Below are 17811 nucleotides of genomic sequence, written 5' to 3'. Positions count from 1 at the left end.
TTTTCACTCGTAATACTTGTTATTAATTCGGTTGATCAAACTTAAAAACCTATTTCATTGCTTTTCTTCACTGTTCATTTAGAATAAGATTAATTTAAAGCTTCGGTTCCAAATGTATCACTTTTATATTTTTTTGGAAAATAGCTTATCAATATTACTTCAAATGAGAAAGTAATTAAGATTCAATTCTTTTCAGAATTTTACCCGAGGGATCAAGATAAAATCTAAATTTTTTGTATCCACTCCCTTCCATCATTTTACTTGAAATCACATTAATAGAAAAAATAGTTGAATTCTCGGCGGGTAAAAAATTTGGATATTCTTGGTTAAGGTAGATTAAATCAGTTTTATTCATTTCGTGAACATATATCTCAGTTCTTGGGTCCAGTTCCTGTAAGTAAGAAACGGATGGATCTTCTCTTACAATTTTTATTAAATTCAATAAAACTTGATTTTTTTCCATGTTCTTACCTTATTCATTGTAGTTAAAATTATTTTCTTGAAGATTTCCATGAAACACATCTTTCTTAACAAATGCTGTTTTTTTTTCAGTAATTATAAAAAAGTGATTTACATGAGTGAAAACAATAACGAGAGGGACGAAAGATTAAATGGACGAAAAAATGATGAACTGCGGCCTATTAAGATAACTCGGGACTATTTAAAATGGCCTGAAGGCTCAGTGTTAATAGAAATGGGGGAGACAAAAGTTATAGTTACCGCTTCTGTTGAAAATTCTGTACCACGCTTTTTACGTGATTCTGGAAAAGGATGGATTACTGCTGAATATGATATGCTCCCTCGAGCTACCGATAGACGGAGAAATCGAGATCGTACTCGAAAAATCCCTGGTCGAAGTATGGAAATTCAACGATTGATTGGACGCGGAATTCGTGCGGCAGTTGATATTGATAATCTCGGTGAAATAACTATCAAAATTGATGCTGATGTCATTCAAGCTGATGGTGGAACACGTTGTGCCTCCATAACAGGAGCTTTTGTTGCTGTTTATGATGCCCTTCAAATGGCTGTGAAAAAAGAACTCATTCCAAGTATGCCTAAATATAAAATACTTTCTGCAATTTCGGTTGGAATTATAAAAGATGTTCCAAAACTCGATCTTTGCTATATTGAAGATAGCAATGCAGAAGTTGATATGAATGTAATTATGGATGAAGATAATAAATTGGTTGAAGTTCAAGGTACCAGTGAAGGGAAGAATTTTTCCAGAGCGGAATTAAATCAATTACTCGATTTGGCTGAAAAAGGAAATCGGGAATTAATCAATTATATTAAAAACCTTTTAGCAATTTAGAGGAAGCGTTTATTCTATTTTTTGGCGATTTTTTTTCTAATATCACTAGAACTAATTTTTTTTCCTACTTCATTTTGAACTAATGGAATCACAATTAATACTAAAGGTGCTAATCCTCTTTCCACTCGTAAATCATTAATTTTCAAGGCCATTTTATACGTTTCTAAAGAACTTACATGTGCTTGCAAGTTTTCATCAGTTATAGCAACACCAAAGGGATCTTTCAATGGCATAATAACAAACTCTTCTTTTTTTTTCCCTAATTTGTTTATTATAAAATCTTCTAAATGTTCTTTTCGGATATTATATGGTTCAATCAGCTCTTCAATTTCTTTGCCAAAATGCAGTTCATTGGTAGTAAGAGCAATGCCTACCTTTTCACCCATTTTAAATGCTGTTTTTAATAATTCATGATGACCTTCATGCAGATGATCAAAACTTCCCCCAAGACCAACATATTTGTATGGATACGATATTTTATATTCCATCTTCAATAATTTTCTTCTATTTTAAAAGCATTAAATTTTTGCATGAATTTTTTTATGACAATAACAAACTAATTAGTAAAGAGGTTTATTTGATGGTTGATATTTTAGGTTCTATTGCAGATTTTCTGATCAGTTTCTTTGTGATACTTTTATTACTGGTGTTCTTCTATGGTCAAAATTGGCAAGGATGGTATGCTTCTAAGCAGATCAAACGAGCAGTAAATGATCTTGCTGTTTGGCGGGATTATGGGATCGAATTGATTAAAAAATCTATTGATCCATATAGATCGGAATCCATCACTAACCGTGAAATTGAAGTTTTCATACGTGAGATGCTCGATTTTTTTGTACTTTCACCTTCCACTATTGAACCACATATATATCAAAAAATGCACTTCTTAATGTCACGACGAGAAGAACGTTTTCATCAATTAATAAAAAAATTTCTACCTAATATTGATGATTTATCTTTGACTAAAATTACTTCTTTATTAAACACAACGATCGAATTGGATTCTCTCTGCAAAAATGTACGTCATAATCTAATCGTGGGTGAAAAAACCAAATCATACCTTTTTTTATTACAAACCGCTTCAGAAATCTCTCAAACGATGTTGACAGCAAAAGCATATGTAAGAGCTTTAGATTCATTTATGGGGACATCTCCTATTGGTGATTCAATTGGGCCCCTAGCTGTAAAAAATTTCGTCTTAGATAACATTACAAAAAAAAATCCTTCTGGAGATGAACTTGAACAAGATTTTAAATTTAATGACATTATTTTTGAAGAAATAATGTTCAAATCTCGAAATTGTATCTGTGGTAGACCAATTGGTCCTGAAAGTCGTGTTGGAAAACCAGGGGATGCATTGGAATCTCTTCTTAACAAATTGAATTCAGAGAATAGGCAAATTGCTTTAATTATAACGATAGATGCTTTTCTTCGATTGGAAGGTGAAAAATCTGGTACAGTCGCTCAAGGGTTGGGTGTAGCAATTGGTGCTGGCAAAAATACTAATATCGATAAATTTCAAATCGAATCTATCGCCTTAAAACAAAATCCTTCAATACCTTTGGAAGCTATTGTATGCAGGGAATCTATTGTAGAGGCTGTCCAACCAATGACCGAAGAAATTTTAGGTGCAGTCCCCAAAATTGTTAGGTTATTAAAACAAATCATTCGCTCTCAAACAGAACCACAAGATAACATCATTATTTTAGGAATTGGAAATGCTATTGGAATTTCTTTACGGGATTAAAAATCGGTGATTTTACTTGCATCTTGAGGAATTTAAACTATACCACAACATCTGTATTGACATTAAAAACTCAAAAACATTTAAAAAAACTAATTTTGATCAATTGAAACAAAGTCTTAATTTTTTATTCCAAACTGCAGATCTATTATTTCTTCTAGGATTTCCTTCACGAGAATTGAAAAAAAAGGTTTTATTCTTAATAGAGCGTGATTTGGGTCGAAAGATTCCTTTAAACTTCCTTTCTAATATTAATAAATTTCTTTCTTCTAATGAACAAACGAAATTTTTTGAATTTTCCCTCTTTTATCTAATTTCAACGGATTTTAAGTTATATTCAACTCTTAAAAAAGAAATTCATAGGTATTTCGGACTATTCAAACCTTTTCTGATCGAATTGTTGGTGCATGAAAATGATGCTTTAGCAATAAATGCAGGAAGAATATTAAATGAGATTGAACCACATGTTTATGAATCTGATAAAATTTTAGAAATCCTTCCAAAATTACCCCGTTTTCAGAAGGAAAAATTATTTCAAATTTTAAAATCTCGCTTAAAAATTCCAGATCTTGCTTGGCACCTTAAAGAAGATGCAATAATAAAATTAGGTTCTTTGGACAGTATTTCTTCATTAGAAGTTCTCGAATCGTATATCGAAGATCCAGATATTGAAATTCGAAAAATCCTCTCAATCTCCTTGGGCTTTATTCATTCTGAAAAATCAGTTCATCTTCTATATCAACTTTTACTTGATGAATTTAAGGAAATTCATTATCTTGCAACTGAATCTCTTGCTAAAATAATGCCTGGGTTATATTCTAATAGTATCCCCCAAGAAATATTGCTATCACTAGAACCTCTTACTTTATTGAAAATTATGCCAAATCGACCTTTTGATTCATTCATTCGGCGAATATGGGATAAAAATCATTTCAATTCTATAATTATTGAAAAATATTATCAAATTTCCGATATAGAAATTATCAAATGTTATCAAAAATTAACTTTACAAGGTTCAGACCAAACACAAATTGATTCGATCAAATTGATCGTTCTTAGTCGAATACCTCAAATTCTTGTGGAAATCGAAAATTTGATTCATTCTGAATCAAACGAAGATCAAAAGGCAACCTTAAGAAAAATTTTTACAGATATTCAATATTTAACAAAGATAGAAAGGAAAAACGATTTACCGATCCTTTTGTAGGAGGTTATTTTATTCAATTACATGCTATTGTTCATGGCCGAGTTCAAGGTGTATTTTTCCGTGCAAGCACTTGTAACGTGGCAAATTCGCTCGAAATAACTGGGTGGGTTAGAAATTTACAAGATGGGAATGTGGAAGTTCTTGCTCAAGGAGAAAAATCAAAATTGAATGCTTTATTGGATTGGCTCCAGCAAGGTCCGAAATATTCTCATGTTAGTAAGGTTGATCATAAATTCTTACAAAAAAAAGAATCTTATTCTGGTTTCAAAGTGAAGATTTAATTTCCAAGAAATATCCCCGGCAATGCTTTCCATCAAGTTTCTATGTTTTTTCATCAAACTTGCGGATGTTTTGAACTATTAATTTTAATTTCTTATCCATTTTTACTTTTCCATTAAAAGATACTATATTTCCTGTTTGTAATTCAAATTTTTTCATTGCATTTTCACTACATTTCGCATTAATCAATGAAAAATCTCTTTGCAAAGTATTTTTCTTATTATCTGGAGCAATTTTTCCTCCTTCTAGCTGAAGAAGGTAAAATATTGTCTCATTCCCTTGAAAGAAAGATTTTCGCAAATCAATAGCAATTATTTTTCCTTCTACTACAAAAACCTTACTTTTTCCACTTTCCATTGACACTTGTTCTAACAACGGATCTTCTGTAATCGGATCAATGGTAAATGTGGCATCTTCAGATGTCGCCAATGCATTTACTTTTTCAGTTTCCATAGAGCTAAATAATTTTTCAATATCTGAATCTTCTAGTTCCATATCCTCAGGTTTAATTTTCAGCTGAAAACTATCAAACCCATTTGGATTGTATTGAATAATGATAGTGTTATTTTTTTGAATTTTTTTATACGTACATCCAAAAGGTAATTTTTTATTTTGTTGAATAAAAATGGCCAGTTTTCTTGCTAAGGTTTCTCTAATTTCATTACCTTCAACTTGAAATGCTTCTCCATCCATAATTAAATGAAATCTTTTTGTGGGAAAAGATTCACCTTCTAAAATTTGTTTATGGATCAAAATATCGTCTTCATTTGCCTCTAAACTATTCAATTGAGGAATTCGAGTTTGGAATGAGAAATCGGAACTCTTTATATAATGCCACCAATTTCCTTCTAAACCATCTTCTATTTCAGTGATGTCAATCTTCATAATTACTATTAAGATAGCACATAAAAAATAATTTTGCTTGCCATTTTTTAAAGTTGTTCGATAATTTGTTTGAAATCATTAAATGCAAATGGTTTTTGAAGAGTCCCATTAATGCCTATTTGATCGAATTCTTTACTAATATCATCAACAGCAAATCCCGTAGATAAGATCACTTTTATCTCTGAGTTTAAACTTCGTAATTCTTTAACGATTTCATGGCTTGAAAGTTCAGGTAAATTATAATCAATGAAAACTGCATCAAAAGAAGAAGGATCATCTCCAAATAATGAAATTCCTTTTCGTCCATTTTCTGCAGTAATCGAAGAGTGCCCCATTTTTTGTAGAAATTTACCCATGATCTTTAACAAGCTTAATTCATCATCAATAATCAATATTTTTTTTGAAGAACTCATTATTAATATTAAATTTTCCTTATTACGTAAATATCTTTCGTATGAGATTTCATATGGTTTTGTATGTTTCTTTTTTAATTAAATAGAAATGCTAATTATTTTGGGAACTTTTTTTTAAATTCATCATATTTAAGCAATCAGTAAATTTAAAAGAATTTGATCGCTCTATCGCAAAATTTGGATTTTGCAAGACTTTTTGTTACAATAAACTATACTATTATTATCACTTGTCTAATTTAGTGGAAATGAGGATTTTATGACTGTTTTGGAAGTGGGCATTTTTGAGAATTCATTATTGGTTTTATCTAAATCTTTTTATCCTCTTAAAAAGGCGCAGAAAACTCTTAATATTCAAAAAAGGTCTCATATTATCAATAGCATTCAAAAAATGTCAAAAGTTGTTCTGAAAGGGGAGGTGGAGATGCTGGATAACGATAATTATCGTATCATTTTTCAAATTCCTTCTCCAAAAAGCAGGTCTAATATTTTTTTATATGCCATCGACGATAGAAAATCTTCAAAAGACATAATTAGTTCTCTTTTAGATGAATTATTCCATAAATTTGAATTAAGATATCCTGCTTCTTTTCCATCTAATATAATGGTAGTGGACAGATATCAACAATTCTTAGGCACGATTGATGATGTATTTTCTGATGAATGCTATACACCAAGTGATAGGGTAAGAAATTACTTATTCTAAAAAGAATACCATCATTTCATATGCATCTTTTTGTGTAATTCTTCAACCAATTTCTCAATTGAGCCTGATGAACTAATGAATTGGGTCCAATCGAATGATTCTATTGATTTATCTAATTGAACGATTCCTTTGAATGATGATGGTACAAAAACACAAATTGAAAATGAATCTCCTTGATAACGATAGTCATAAAATCTCCTATTGTATTTCAATACATAAATCCTAAAGGATTCACCAAAAACATTATTAATAAAGAGCAATGCTTTAGGAGAACGAATCAAAAGACTATCATGAATGACAGAAAATAATGTTTCCTTGGAAAAATGCTTTAATCCCCAATCAGATGCATTTCCTACCAGCCGCGGACCCAGTTTAGTGCTTGAAAAAGTAATACATGTAAATATTTCTTCTTCTTGGTACTTTAATGGTTCCACATTTGATGTTATCATGATATTCTAAACCTTGAATTTTTTCAAAAAAAAAAGAATCTTTGATTATATGAGAAACACAATCCATCCTATTTATTCGATTTTTTTGAGACAATTCCAAGAATGATTTTCATGCGAAATTTATTTCTGCAAACAAAGATAGAAAACTATCTTTTGGAATTTATCTAAAAATGGCCATAAATTTTGAAAAAAGGAAGAAAAAATCGATTGATATTTGATTTACTTGTTTTCCATTAGTTCAATTTCTTGATCAAAAATTATATCTTCTGGTCAAGAAATTAATGATGGAAAAAAGAGGTCAGAAAAACGCTAATATTAATTTTTTGTCGCATTTTTATACAAAAACAAATCTTTTAGTAACAAGAATTGTTTTTTTGCGATTCATAAATTAAATTACAATATTTTAAAAGTATAATAAAAGTGGTCAATCATGGCAATAAAAATTACAAAATCACATACTCTAAAAAAAAAACCTGTAGACGAATCGACCTTAGGATTTGGGAAAATATTCTCAGATCATATGCTAATTATGCATTATAAAGATGGACAATGGGGTCCAGTAGAAATAAAACCTTATGGTAATTTGGAATTAGATCCTGCATGTTGTAGTTTGCACTATGGACAATTGATTTTTGAAGGAATGAAATGTTATTCTACAAAAGAAGGTCTTCAATTGTTCCGTCCTCGTGAAAATTTTAAACGCATGAACCGGAGCGCTGAACGCATGGTCATGGCTCAAATAGATATTGATATTGTAATGGAGGGCTTAAAAGAATTATTGCGAATTGAAAAAGATTGGGTTCCAACTTCCAAAGGAACCGCTTTATATATTCGTCCAACTATGATAGGTAGTGAAGCCTTCTTGGGTGTTCATCCTTCAAATGAATATATCTTTTATATTATTGTGGGACCTGTTGGTGCATATTATGCAGAAGGTTTTGCTCCAATTAAAATTATGGTTGAGGATAAATATGTTCGAGCTGTTGCTGGTGGTGTTGGAAATGCGAAAACTGCAGGTAATTATGCAGCTTCTATGAAATCAGGATTGGAAGCTGCAAAAAAGGGCTTTTCTCAAGTATTATGGTTGGATGGAAAAGAACGAAAATATGTTGAGGAAGTTGGTGCAATGAATATGATGTTTGTTCTTGATGGTAAAGTTATAACTGCTGCATTGGATGAAGGATCCATATTACCTGGTATAACCCGAGATAGCGTGATTCAATTATTGAAGAAAAAGGGAATTCCTGTCGAAGAGCGAAAACTATCGATTGATGAAGTAATTGCTGGCGCTAAGGATGGAAAATTGTCAGAAGCTTTTGGAACAGGAACTGCTGCTGTGATTTCTCCTGTGGGGTCAATCACATATAAAGATCAAACCTATGAAATTAATAATAATAAAATTGGAAAAATCACTCAAGAATTATATGACGAATTAACTGGCATTCAAACAGGTGATTTGGAAGATACTTTTGGGTGGGTTGAAAAAGTATAGAGTTAAATTTTTTTTATATCTTAGGATTTGATTAGATGAATTTAAAAATTACAAAAGCAAATTTACTGCGTTCTCCCCCAACCGATGAGACAAAACTTGGATTTGGGAACACTTTTACAAACCATATGCTTTATATGGAATATGATGAAGCAAAAGGTGGGTGGGGTCCAGCTGAAATTAAACCATACGGGATATTAGGTTTGGAACCTGCATCTGCCTGCCTTCATTACGGACAAATTGTCTGGGAAGGGCTCAAATGTTATCGTACAAAGATGGGGTTGCGATTATTCCGACCTAAGGAAAATTTTAAACGCTTAAATCGAAGCGCTGTTCGTATGTGCATGCCGGAAATAGATGTAGATTACTTACTTGCCTCCTTAAAAGAACTTCTTATTTTAGAAGAAGCGTGGGTTCCTGCATCTTTAGGGACTTCTTTATATATCCGTCCATGTATGGTGGCAAATGAACCCTTTTTAGGCCTTCACAAGGCTCGGAAATATATATTATTTATTATCCTTAGTCCATCTGGCCCATATTTTAAAGAGGGTTTTAAACCCGTGAAAATTTTAGTAGAAGATAAATACGTTCGAGCATCGGTTGGAGGAACTGGTGAAGCAAAAACGGCTGGAAATTACGCTGCTTCATTAAAATCCACGGATGAAGCAATTCAAAAAGGGTTTTCCCAAACTTTATGGTTAGATGGAAAAGAGCGTAAATACATTGAAGAAGTGGGTGCAATGAATATGGCGTTTGTAATGAACGGGGAAGTGATAACTCCTCCTTTGGAAGGGTCTATTCTTGCTGGAATCACACGAAAGAGTATTTTAGAGATCTGTAAACATTTTGATTTACCTGCTGCCGAGCGAAAAATTACTATTGATGAAGTCATTGAAGGGATTAAGTCTGGTTCACTTACAGAAGCCTTCGGTATGGGAACTGCTGCGATTATTGCACCTGTTGGATCTATAACCTACAAAAATATCACTTATACAATCAATAATTTTGAAGTGGGTCCAGTTGCCACACGCCTATATTCGGAATTAACTGGAATCCAATATGGTGAAAAAGAAGACATTTTCGGTTGGATTGAACAAGTTACAAAATGAAGAGTAAACGTATCTCTTTCTAGGATATGGTTTTTTTTTTCAGATTTTATAATGACTTGAAAGGGTTGTTGAAAACTTCTTAGCGGGTAAATGTTTAGATAAATTATCTTTTAAACGTAATTTCCATTCTTTTTGGGAGATGTGTTGCCCTTTTGATAAAAATTGGAGAAAACAATCTGGATTCTTAATTGCTCCTCTTCCTATCATAATCCCTTTGATCTTTGTTTTCCACTCCTTTTGATATCGATGGGGTAAAATTTGCTTGATTGTATGAATATCCATCTTTGAACTGATATTTCCGTTGATAATTATAGGATTTTGTGTATCCAATGCGACTTCGAGCAAATCCCATCGTGGTAATTCTATTGATTTTTGAGTTGCATGTTTGAAATGAATTACAGTGGGTTTGATTCTGGGATCATCCAGAGATTTTATATTTTCTAATATTTCTACAAATATATTACTTGTTAAATCTTCAACAGAAAGACCCAATCGCATTTTGACACTAATGGCATAAGGATGAGATTCTGGTTTGCCAAGAAATGTTTTTATCATAGCCTTTATTTTATTTGGGTTGTGAAGTAATGCTGCTCCTTCTCCTGCTCCAATGATATTCTGATCTGGACATCCAGCATTAATATTTATTCCAAAAATATGATTTCGGTCAGGATTTTGAGATGAAAAATCGTGTAATTTTGATGGAAGTTTCTCAAAATCGGAGTAAGTGTGGGCTAAAACCTGGACCCATTGTTTCTGGTTTGGAATATGATAAGTGTCAATAAGATCCCACTTAACAGAATTTAAATTTAGTAATTGATGGATGTTCACCATTTCAGTATAACTATCTGTTGCTCCTTTGCATGTTGCCCTAAAAGCCCAGCAAGTTATATTTTTTAATGGTGCTAAATGATACTCCATCCTTTGTTTTCTCCTTCTCTTGATTATAAAATTCTCTATATTTATTTTATTTTTTTTCTTGCTCAATTTCCTGAATCGCTTCTAAAATCGCTTGATCTATTGGTTTTTGAAATTTAAACCCTAGTTCGAGTAATTTATCCGAATTATAGTGGTATGTTTTTTCTAAATATTCTAAGGCTGAAGCTGAAAAGAAAGTTCTCATCAATTCATTTTTTGGGAAACATTTTTGAAGTAATCGCAATAATGGTTTTATGGGTTTAAAAATCCAAAGAGGTATTGAAACTGATGGAGGGTTTTTACCATAGAATTTTGCAACTATTGAAAACAATGTATTAAATGATAAATGCGTATTCGCAATATTGAATATTTCTGGGTTGTTCTTATGCTCTAAATTTGCGAGAAATATTTGGGCTCGAGCAACATCATCTGGCGCTGTTAATGAAAGTTTTCCTTGACCATGATTAATTAATTTTGGAACTTTTATAGAATTTGCTTTGACTAGAGAAGGGACTATTTGGCGATCCCCTCTGCCGACTATAGGTCCCAGTCGGGTTATTATGAATTTTTTGTGAGGATATTTCCTTGCAAATTTCTTAACTTCCAGTTCTGCAATTCTTTTTGAGATAGCGTATGGAACCTCTGTATCTGGATTTAATGTCCCTATTGGAGAAGTTTCAATAAACTCAAAATAATTCTTTTTTTCTGGAATGCTTGAAGCAGCAGAAGCATTATATACTATAATAGAGCTTGTGTGTATAAATGTTGGAATTTCAGATTTTATAAAGCAATTCAGAAGGGTACGTGTTCCGAGAACATTTGCTTCATACATCTCTTCATAGGATGCATAAACATATACATTAGCAGCTACATGAAATATGGTAGAAATTGTGGGATCTTGAAATTCCTTCATTATTTTAGATTTATCATTTAGATCTCCTTGAATGATTGTAACTCGTAAGGATTTTAAATGCAGTGCTTTCTGAGGGGTCCTAACTAAACACAGGATATCTTCAGGTTTTTCAATGCCCATTGCTTTATTCTCCAACAAGTACTCTACTAAATGACTTCCAACTTGTCCGGTTGCTCCAGTGATAAAAACTTTTCCCATAAGTTGTTCCTTCAAAAGGTCAAGAAAAAATAAAAAAGAATGGTAAAATCCCTACAATTTCAATATTTTACGTAATTCATCTTCTGTATATGACATTGTACGGGTACCATCAACTCTTCCTACTAATCCTTCCGTCTTATCGTAGTAATTTATTACTTCTTCAGATTGGGAAAGATATGTGTTCCACCGTTTTTCAAAGGTTTCTTCATTGTCGTCAGAACGGTGCGTTAGATTAGTATCTTCACATTTGTCACATTTACCTTCTACCTTAGGTTTTAACTCGTCATTGTAAATATTATAGATTTCACCACATTTTGGACAACTCCAGCGACCCAAAATTCGTTTTTTTAAATCTTCCTTGGCAATGTCTAAAACAACAACAACATCCAATTTAGCAATTTCATTTAGGGCTTTAGCTTGATCTAATGTGCGTGGAAATCCATCTAACATGAATCCGTGTTCTTTCACATCATCTAAAGCGATTCGGTCTTTAACCATTCCAATAACTACACTATCTGGGACTAATTTTCCTGCATCAATGTAGCTTTTCGCTTCTTTACCTATTGGAGTTCCTTCTTTAATATTGTATCGAAACAAGTCCCCTGTGCTAATATGAGCAATGGGGCTAAATTTTTTTATTTTTCCGGCTAAAGTTCCTTTTCCTGCACCAGGTGCACCGAATAATACGAAGTTTGGCATTTTAATCTCATTCCTAAAAATTTTCTTCCAATAAATTAAAATTTTTAATGGTAAGTTTCATATATTCTTGATTTGTTAAAAAAAATTTCTTAAATTTGTTTGATGTAATTAACATTAAGAGAAAAATTGGAGAAAAATGAAAATTGTCAATAAGTGACCAGATTTTTGCACAACATGCGGGGAAAACACGAGTGGAATCCGGAGAATTTATCGAATGTGATATTGATTTAGTTATGGTGCATGAGCAATTAGGGGGAAGAATTGCTCCGGAATATATGAAGTTAAATCAATCAAAAATCTGGGATCCTGCGAAAGTATTCTACATTTTAGATCATTGGGTACCTCCTCCCGATGTAAGAGCTGCAAAAATGCATCAAGTCGCCAATGAATTTGCCCAAAAATATAAATTTAAATGGAATATGGGTCAAAACTTAGGTATCTGTCATCAAGTACTCCCCGAGTTAGGTTTTGCTCAACCTGGAAATCTTATTGTGGGATCAGATTCTCATACTACCACTTATGGTGCCTTCAATTGCCTTTCAACGGGAATAGGTGCTACAGATGTTTCAGTTATCTTTTCTACTGGCCATCTCTGGTTTAAAGTGCCTGAAACGATTCGAATTTCTTTTGAAGGTTCTTTGGGGCCAAAATCTATGGGAAAGGATGTAGCCTTATCTCTTTTAGGCAAATATCGAACAGATGGTGCAATTTATAGGGGTTTTGAATTTGGTGGTTCTGGTTTAAAGAATATTTCTATCGCAGGGCGCATGTCTATTTCAAATATGGTGGTTGAAATGGGTGCTAAATGTGGAATTTTCGAATCTGATGCTTTGCTACAACAATGGCTGATGGCTCACACTCATCCTTCTTACACTTCTCCCAATTCTAGAGTTATCAATCCTGAAGAAGATTCTAATTATTGTGATAATATTTCAATAAACTTGGTGGATATTCCTCCCTTAGTTGCCAAACCCTATTCTCCTGACAATGTGATTCCTGTGGAAGAATTGGGGCAAATTGAGATTGATGAAGCCTTTATCGGTTCTTGTACAAATGGAAGGTTGGAAGACTTACGCATTGCAGCTCAGATTGTGAAAGGAAAAACCGTGAAATCTTCAGTAAAGTTCATAATTATTCCTGCTTCTCGCCAAATATATTTAGATGCGTTGCAAGAAGGGTTAATCGAAATTTTTATTCGAGCAGGGGGTGTTGTTGAATATCCCTCTTGTGGACCTTGTATTGGAGGGCATATGGGTGTACTAGGTCCTAATGAAGTATGCGTAAGCACTTCCAACCGGAATTTCAAAGGGAGAATGGGACATCCCGATTCACAATCGTATTTAGCTTCTCCCGCTGTTGTTGCTGCATCTGCACTTCATGGATATATTACTGTTCCCGATACAAAAATATGGGGGAATAAAAAATGAAACAGTCAAATAAATTAATTTTTTCTGGTAAGATCTGGAAATTGGGAGATTCTATTGATACAGATTTAATTGTTCCAAGTCGGGTGTTAACTGAACAAGATTCTCAAAAACTATTATCGGCAACATTAGAACTTATTTTTCCCGATTTTGTTAAAGATGTACAATCTGGAGATATTATTGTTGCTGGGAGAAATTTTGGATGTGGTTCTAGTAGAGAAGAAGCTGTCTTTGTCTTGAAAGAACTTGGAATTAGCTGCCTTATCGCAGAATCGTTTGCTCGAATTTTTTATCGCAACTCCATCAATTTAGGTCTTCCTCCCATTTCCATTGCAAATTCTCATGAACTTGGAAACCATGGTGATATTTTAGAAATCGATCTTAATGATGGGAAAATCACTAATATCACTCAAGAAAAATCATGGAATTTTAGTGCTTTCCCCGAATTTTTGCGTGAAATGCTTGATCAAGGTGGTGCTTTTGGAAAGTTGCAAAATAATGGTAAAAATCGTTGAAAATCTGATTTAACTAACCTTTTTCATATACAAACATTGTATAATCTTTCAATGGGTGCAAGATGTAACTTTTTTTGAATTCTTTTTTGTAAGTGTCCAGAGACCATTTACTGGTTATAATATGAGCCCCTGATTTGATTGTTTTTAATACGTGTTTGAAATAAACGTGATTAGTAGGCAAGAGGAAACAAAAAATGATATCGTAGCTGGATAGATTGAAATCATAGAAATCTCCTTCTCTCATTTCACATAAAGAATCTAATTTCTTTTGAATTATCTTCTCATTTGTGCTTTCTATTAACTCTATGTTTACTTCCAAACCAAGAGCATGCAAGCGATATTTTTCCGCAGCATATAAAATAATTCTTCCATCTCCGGCTCCCAAATCAATTAACCTGATATTGGGGTTTAATATTTTTAGATCATCTAAATAATCAAAAGTGAAAGTGATTGCATCCATTGGCGTCGGTAAATAAGGTAACTCTTGTTGAGCCGTTCTTTTCCAATATGAATTTTGAAAATATTCGCTCATATTAAGTGATCATCAAACAAGTTAACCAACTCATCATTAAAAAATTAATGCTAAAATTTCTTCTTCTAATTCTTTCGCTCGTTTTATTTGTGTGAGAAGGAATTCATTTTCTCCGAATTTATCAATCCAACGCTGAAATCTTTGCTCAATTGTTACTTTAATTGTCCCGGTATGATATTTATCCGCTAAGCACACAATTTTTTCCTCAATCGATTCCGGCATCAAACATCGATCCGGTAGATCAAACATTTCCGCTTCTTGAGGTGTAATTCCAGCCATGGAATGACGTTCTGCTATTCGAGCAAGTTTTTCGGAAAGTCCCAAACTTCGAATGATGTCGCCTCCCACGGGCCCGTGCTGCATTCCATGCGTTTTACAACGTCCAATGTCATGCATTATGGCTCCAATTTTAACCAATTCTATATCTACACTTATTTTTGTTATGTTATGCGCTATATCTCGGGCTTTTCTCATTACGGCCAATTCGTGGTTAATAATATTATGAGACAATCCAAAATGATTCATGATGCGAATTGCTTCTTCTCGTGATGGCAATTTTTCTGAATCATTTGTGATATTATCCATAGATTTTTTCCCTTGATCAGTTGCTTGATATCTATATTATATTAAGATTCAGAAAATTTAAGGTTGCTATGTTTATGGTTTAAAAGAAGTAAGAATGGAAAAAAAATTATTTTTGTAAATCCAATAATTATTTTATATTTTTCTCAATCATCATTTCAGCGATTGAGGTAAATGATTCAACAACATTTACTCCATTTTTTGAAGACACAGGTAAATATCCTTTCAATTTATATTTTGCAACAAAATCATCCACATCCATTTTTGGAATCGCAAACGTGTGTCCTTCATCAATCAAATCTTGTTTACTTGATAAGAGGATGATCGGTACATTTGTTGTGTTGTCTCGTACAATTTTGATCCATTCCTCTAATTCGTGGAATGTGGCCGGTCTTAATGGATCAAACATCATTAAACAACCTGAAGCTCCTAAACAAAAACTTGGCAACATCGTTCTGAAGCGTTCTTCGCCTCCGAAATCCCAAATTTGAAGGGTTACAGATTCTCCCTTTGACGTCTTGCAACTTGTGACGCTGAAATCCACGCCAATGGTCATCTTGGTACCTCCACTAAATAATCCGGTGGTATACCGTTGGAGTAGTGTGGTCTTTCCCGAACCCCCAGATCCCGCAATAATTAATTTGAATAGAAATTTACTCATAAAATCCCTTTTGATTTTTCGAATGTAAGATCGTAACTTGTTGTGATATATTAATTTGTTATGTTGTTTAAGTAATTAATGTTTTGTTGAGTTCAATTTAGGATCAAATATTTAGCTAATTGATCATCTAAATATCGAGTAATGGTCAAGATAAGATAGGCATGAAACAATCAAACCGCAAGATTTATGAGAGATCCTATATCTGTACTACTATGGAGACTACTAAAAAAAATATTGATTTTCGAAAAAAAGCCTTTATCACTGAACAGAATATGATATTGACTTTTGACGATGTTCTCTGTAAACCTGGATATACTGGTTTTTCACCCGCGGAATGCGATATTTCTACTAATTTAGGCCCTTTTCATTTTAATAGTCCAATTTGCACTGCAGCAATGGATACTGTGACTGAATCTGAAATGGCTATTGCAATGGCTCTTTATGGTGGTTTAGGAGTAATTCATCGAAATTGCAGTTATAAAAAGCAGTTGGAGATGGTCAAACGAGTAAAACGTGCGCGTAATTTTATAATTGAAGATGTTGCGACCGTTTCTCCTAAGACTACAATTGGTGAAGTACAATTATTGATGAAACAAAAAGGTATTAGTGGATTTCCCGTTGTGGATGGGGATCGAAAAGTTTTGGGTATAATTACTCAAAGAGATATTCCATTCAATGATGATATTGAAGGAACGGTTGATTCTATCATGACTAAAAATCCTATCTGTTTACACCCACATATTACTCGGGAAGAAGGACTTGCCAAATTATATGAAATTCGTAAAGAAAAGATTCCTTTGGTTGATTCTAATGGAATTCTCGCTGGATTAATCACAAAAAAAGATTTAAAACCTTATTATCCCTACACATCTAAAGATTCTAAAGGTAGGCTCGTTTGTGCTCTTGGTTGCAGTCCATTCCTACCCAAAAATAGTCAAGATTTAGCATATTTGAAAGAAGCGGCCCATCTTGTTGATATTATGATGACTGATGTTGCAGAGTTTTATAAAAAAGCAGATCTGGAAGGTGCAATGGAAATGATGAAAGAACTTGATTCCACTTTTGTCCTTGGTAATATTGGGACTTATAAAGCCGCTGAAGCAATCCTGACTTATGGATATCCTGAAGATAAACTTATTGGGTTAAAAGTTGGAATGGGTTCCGGGTCAATTTGCACTACAGCAATTCAAACGGGTGTTGGAGCTCCAACTTTCTTTGCTGCAGCAGAAGTTGCTGATGCGATCAAAGATTATAATCCAAAAATTGGACTCGTAGCTGATGGTGGATTCAAATATCCTGGTGATTTAACTAAAGCATTCGCTGTTGGAGCTGATATGGTTATGTCTGGGCATTTCTTTGCTGGTTGCACAGAATCACCTGGGGTGCTTGATAATATACAAGGTAGAAAGGTAAAAGTCTATCGAGGAATGGGAAGTGCAGAAGCTCGTGCCGTTGGATCTTATGCTGATGATCGCTATATTAAAGAATCCAAAAAATTGGCCGAAGGCGTTAGTGGTTATATTCCCTTTGTTGGTCCTTTGAAAGGAGTCCTTGATCAATTAGAAGATGGATTAAAGAATGGACTAATTTATGGTGGGGCAAAAAGTATTGCTGATGCCTATAAAATTGAAATTGGGCGTGTTACACCCGCAGGGGCTGTTGAAGCACGACCTCATGATTTGATTCGCTAAAAATATAATCTTAAATTGCAAATTCCTTTCATTTTTTCCCATTTTTTGGTATACTTCCATAAAATTTTTCTTATTTTTTGTATTTAAT

21 protein-coding genes are annotated in these 17811 nt (G+C 33.2%); 10 read left to right on the top strand and 11 right to left on the bottom strand.

From position 1 onward, the window contains the following. Nucleotides 1–175 precede the first annotated feature (175 nt). A complete protein-coding gene (locus tag NEF87_RS07245; RefSeq protein ID WP_371805779.1) occupies nt 176–463 on the bottom strand; it encodes a hypothetical protein in 288 nt (95 codons plus the stop codon). Nucleotides 464–574: 111 nt separating this feature from the next. Between NEF87_RS07245 and rph the strand changes: the two genes are divergently transcribed. Further along, complete coding sequence (rph, locus tag NEF87_RS07240) at nt 575–1315, top strand: ribonuclease PH (protein ID WP_371805778.1); 741 nt, start codon at nt 575–577, stop codon at nt 1313–1315. Nucleotides 1316–1329: 14 nt separating this feature from the next. Here rph and NEF87_RS07235 read toward each other — a convergent pair whose 3' ends face one another. Next, nucleotides 1330–1803, bottom strand: coding sequence for a pantetheine-phosphate adenylyltransferase (locus NEF87_RS07235; protein ID WP_457919246.1), 474 nt, complete (start codon nt 1801–1803; stop codon nt 1330–1332). Nucleotides 1804–1895: 92 nt separating this feature from the next. On the opposite strand from NEF87_RS07235, the gene NEF87_RS07230 reads away from it, so the two are divergent. Genes NEF87_RS07230 through NEF87_RS07220 form a run of 3 tightly spaced genes read left to right on the top strand, consistent with a single transcriptional unit; the run spans nt 1896 to nt 4547 of the window. After that, a complete protein-coding gene (locus tag NEF87_RS07230) occupies nt 1896–3062 on the top strand; it encodes a DUF1512 family protein (RefSeq protein WP_457919245.1) in 1167 nt (388 codons plus the stop codon). A gap of 16 nt (nt 3063–3078) precedes the next feature. Further along, on the top strand, nt 3079–4266 hold the full coding sequence (locus NEF87_RS07225) for a HEAT repeat domain-containing protein (protein ID WP_457919244.1): 1188 nt from the start codon (nt 3079–3081) through the stop codon (nt 4264–4266). Further along, nucleotides 4167–4547 carry an acylphosphatase gene (locus tag NEF87_RS07220; protein ID WP_457920119.1) on the top strand — a complete coding sequence of 127 codons (381 nt, stop codon included), beginning with the start codon at nt 4167–4169 and terminating at the stop codon, nt 4545–4547. The genes NEF87_RS07225 and NEF87_RS07220 overlap by 100 nt, the downstream gene beginning before the upstream one ends. A gap of 40 nt (nt 4548–4587) precedes the next feature. On the opposite strand, the gene NEF87_RS07215 is transcribed toward NEF87_RS07220, so the two are convergent. Together NEF87_RS07215 and NEF87_RS07210 are read right to left on the bottom strand one after the other, a co-directional pair. After that, on the bottom strand, nt 4588–5430 hold the full coding sequence (locus NEF87_RS07215; RefSeq protein WP_457919243.1) for a hypothetical protein: 843 nt from the start codon (nt 5428–5430) through the stop codon (nt 4588–4590). 47 nt (nt 5431–5477) lie between these two features. Beyond that, the gene (locus tag NEF87_RS07210; protein WP_371805773.1) at nt 5478–5843 is read right to left on the bottom strand and encodes a response regulator; all 366 of its coding nucleotides are present in this window, start codon (nt 5841–5843) and stop codon (nt 5478–5480) included. A 421-nt stretch (nt 5844–6264) separates the two neighbouring features. On the opposite strand from NEF87_RS07210, the gene NEF87_RS07205 reads away from it, so the two are divergent. After that, nucleotides 6265–6546, top strand: a complete 282-nt coding sequence (locus NEF87_RS07205) for a hypothetical protein (RefSeq protein ID WP_457919242.1) — start codon at nt 6265–6267, stop codon at nt 6544–6546. A gap of 11 nt (nt 6547–6557) precedes the next feature. On the opposite strand, the gene NEF87_RS07200 is transcribed toward NEF87_RS07205, so the two are convergent. Beyond that, nucleotides 6558–6995 carry a hypothetical protein gene (locus tag NEF87_RS07200; protein ID WP_371805771.1) on the bottom strand — a complete coding sequence of 146 codons (438 nt, stop codon included), beginning with the start codon at nt 6993–6995 and terminating at the stop codon, nt 6558–6560. 430 nt (nt 6996–7425) lie between these two features. Here NEF87_RS07200 and NEF87_RS07195 point away from each other — a divergent pair, with 430 nt between their 5' ends. Both NEF87_RS07195 and NEF87_RS07190 read left to right on the top strand, forming a co-directional pair. Further along, nucleotides 7426–8487 (top strand): branched-chain amino acid aminotransferase, encoded by a 1062-nt coding sequence (locus NEF87_RS07195; protein WP_457919241.1) that lies wholly within the window; start codon nt 7426–7428, stop codon nt 8485–8487. A gap of 35 nt (nt 8488–8522) precedes the next feature. After that, nucleotides 8523–9593 carry a branched-chain amino acid aminotransferase gene (locus NEF87_RS07190; protein ID WP_371805769.1) on the top strand — a complete coding sequence of 357 codons (1071 nt, stop codon included), beginning with the start codon at nt 8523–8525 and terminating at the stop codon, nt 9591–9593. Nucleotides 9594–9632: 39 nt separating this feature from the next. On the opposite strand, the gene NEF87_RS07185 is transcribed toward NEF87_RS07190, so the two are convergent. The 3 genes from NEF87_RS07185 to NEF87_RS07175 are packed head-to-tail and all read right to left on the bottom strand — an operon-like array spanning nt 9633 to nt 12318. After that, a complete protein-coding gene (locus NEF87_RS07185; RefSeq protein ID WP_457919240.1) occupies nt 9633–10511 on the bottom strand; it encodes a tRNA-dihydrouridine synthase family protein in 879 nt (292 codons plus the stop codon). Between the two features lie 46 nt (nt 10512–10557). Beyond that, complete coding sequence (locus NEF87_RS07180; RefSeq protein ID WP_457919239.1) at nt 10558–11619, bottom strand: NAD-dependent epimerase/dehydratase family protein; 1062 nt, start codon at nt 11617–11619, stop codon at nt 10558–10560. 51 nt (nt 11620–11670) lie between these two features. Then, entirely contained in the window at nt 11671–12318 is a 648-nt protein-coding gene (locus NEF87_RS07175) for an adenylate kinase family protein (RefSeq protein WP_457919238.1), read from the bottom strand. A gap of 143 nt (nt 12319–12461) precedes the next feature. On the opposite strand from NEF87_RS07175, the gene NEF87_RS07170 reads away from it, so the two are divergent. Beyond that, a complete protein-coding gene (locus tag NEF87_RS07170) occupies nt 12462–13745 on the top strand; it encodes a 3-isopropylmalate dehydratase large subunit (RefSeq protein WP_457919237.1) in 1284 nt (427 codons plus the stop codon). Beyond that, nucleotides 13742–14257 carry a LeuD/DmdB family oxidoreductase small subunit gene (locus NEF87_RS07165; protein ID WP_457919236.1) on the top strand — a complete coding sequence of 172 codons (516 nt, stop codon included), beginning with the start codon at nt 13742–13744 and terminating at the stop codon, nt 14255–14257. Before NEF87_RS07170 ends, NEF87_RS07165 begins: the two co-directional genes overlap by 4 nt. A 13-nt stretch (nt 14258–14270) precedes the next feature. On the opposite strand, the gene NEF87_RS07160 is transcribed toward NEF87_RS07165, so the two are convergent. From NEF87_RS07160 to NEF87_RS07150, 3 genes are all read right to left on the bottom strand, one after another. Further along, complete coding sequence (locus NEF87_RS07160) at nt 14271–14789, bottom strand: SAM-dependent methyltransferase (protein ID WP_457919235.1); 519 nt, start codon at nt 14787–14789, stop codon at nt 14271–14273. 36 nt (nt 14790–14825) lie between these two features. Next, complete coding sequence (locus NEF87_RS07155; protein WP_457919234.1) at nt 14826–15374, bottom strand: HD domain-containing protein; 549 nt, start codon at nt 15372–15374, stop codon at nt 14826–14828. Between the two features lie 127 nt (nt 15375–15501). Continuing rightward, the gene (locus tag NEF87_RS07150; protein ID WP_371805761.1) at nt 15502–16032 is read right to left on the bottom strand and encodes a Rab family GTPase; all 531 of its coding nucleotides are present in this window, start codon (nt 16030–16032) and stop codon (nt 15502–15504) included. A gap of 161 nt (nt 16033–16193) precedes the next feature. Here NEF87_RS07150 and guaB point away from each other — a divergent pair, with 161 nt between their 5' ends. Next, entirely contained in the window at nt 16194–17723 is a 1530-nt protein-coding gene (gene guaB, locus NEF87_RS07145) for an IMP dehydrogenase (RefSeq protein WP_371805760.1), read from the top strand. Nucleotides 17724–17811: the final 88 nt, after the last annotated feature.

The organism is Candidatus Lokiarchaeum ossiferum, from assembly GCA_025839675.1.
GTDB classification, from domain to species: domain Archaea; phylum Asgardarchaeota; class Lokiarchaeia; order Sigyniarchaeales; family Promethearchaeaceae; genus Lokiarchaeum; species Lokiarchaeum ossiferum.
This window is presented reverse-complemented; position numbering and strand designations above follow the sequence as displayed.

Coding starts and splice junctions, on each gene's coding strand:
- NEF87_RS07185 (WP_457919240.1), bottom strand. CDS start 10,511: ATGGAGTATCATTTAGCACCATTAAAAAATATAACTTGCTGGGCTTTT.
- guaB (WP_371805760.1), top strand. CDS start 16,194: ATGAAACAATCAAACCGCAAGATTTATGAGAGATCCTATATCTGTACT.
- NEF87_RS07230 (WP_457919245.1), top strand. CDS start 1,896: ATGGTTGATATTTTAGGTTCTATTGCAGATTTTCTGATCAGTTTCTTT.
- NEF87_RS07165 (WP_457919236.1), top strand. CDS start 13,742: ATGAAACAGTCAAATAAATTAATTTTTTCTGGTAAGATCTGGAAATTG.
- NEF87_RS07160 (WP_457919235.1), bottom strand. CDS start 14,789: ATGAGCGAATATTTTCAAAATTCATATTGGAAAAGAACGGCTCAACAA.
- NEF87_RS07150 (WP_371805761.1), bottom strand. CDS start 16,032: ATGAGTAAATTTCTATTCAAATTAATTATTGCGGGATCTGGGGGTTCG.
- NEF87_RS07190 (WP_371805769.1), top strand. CDS start 8,523: ATGAATTTAAAAATTACAAAAGCAAATTTACTGCGTTCTCCCCCAACC.
- NEF87_RS07210 (WP_371805773.1), bottom strand. CDS start 5,843: ATGAGTTCTTCAAAAAAAATATTGATTATTGATGATGAATTAAGCTTG.
- NEF87_RS07155 (WP_457919234.1), bottom strand. CDS start 15,374: ATGGATAATATCACAAATGATTCAGAAAAATTGCCATCACGAGAAGAA.
- NEF87_RS07180 (WP_457919239.1), bottom strand. CDS start 11,619: ATGGGAAAAGTTTTTATCACTGGAGCAACCGGACAAGTTGGAAGTCAT.
- NEF87_RS07215 (WP_457919243.1), bottom strand. CDS start 5,430: ATGAAGATTGACATCACTGAAATAGAAGATGGTTTAGAAGGAAATTGG.
- NEF87_RS07175 (WP_457919238.1), bottom strand. CDS start 12,318: ATGCCAAACTTCGTATTATTCGGTGCACCTGGTGCAGGAAAAGGAACT.
- NEF87_RS07200 (WP_371805771.1), bottom strand. CDS start 6,995: ATGATAACATCAAATGTGGAACCATTAAAGTACCAAGAAGAAGAAATA.
- NEF87_RS07235 (WP_457919246.1), bottom strand. CDS start 1,803: ATGGAATATAAAATATCGTATCCATACAAATATGTTGGTCTTGGGGGA.
- rph (WP_371805778.1), top strand. CDS start 575: ATGAGTGAAAACAATAACGAGAGGGACGAAAGATTAAATGGACGAAAA.
- NEF87_RS07245 (WP_371805779.1), bottom strand. CDS start 463: ATGGAAAAAAATCAAGTTTTATTGAATTTAATAAAAATTGTAAGAGAA.
- NEF87_RS07205 (WP_457919242.1), top strand. CDS start 6,265: ATGCTGGATAACGATAATTATCGTATCATTTTTCAAATTCCTTCTCCA.
- NEF87_RS07195 (WP_457919241.1), top strand. CDS start 7,426: ATGGCAATAAAAATTACAAAATCACATACTCTAAAAAAAAAACCTGTA.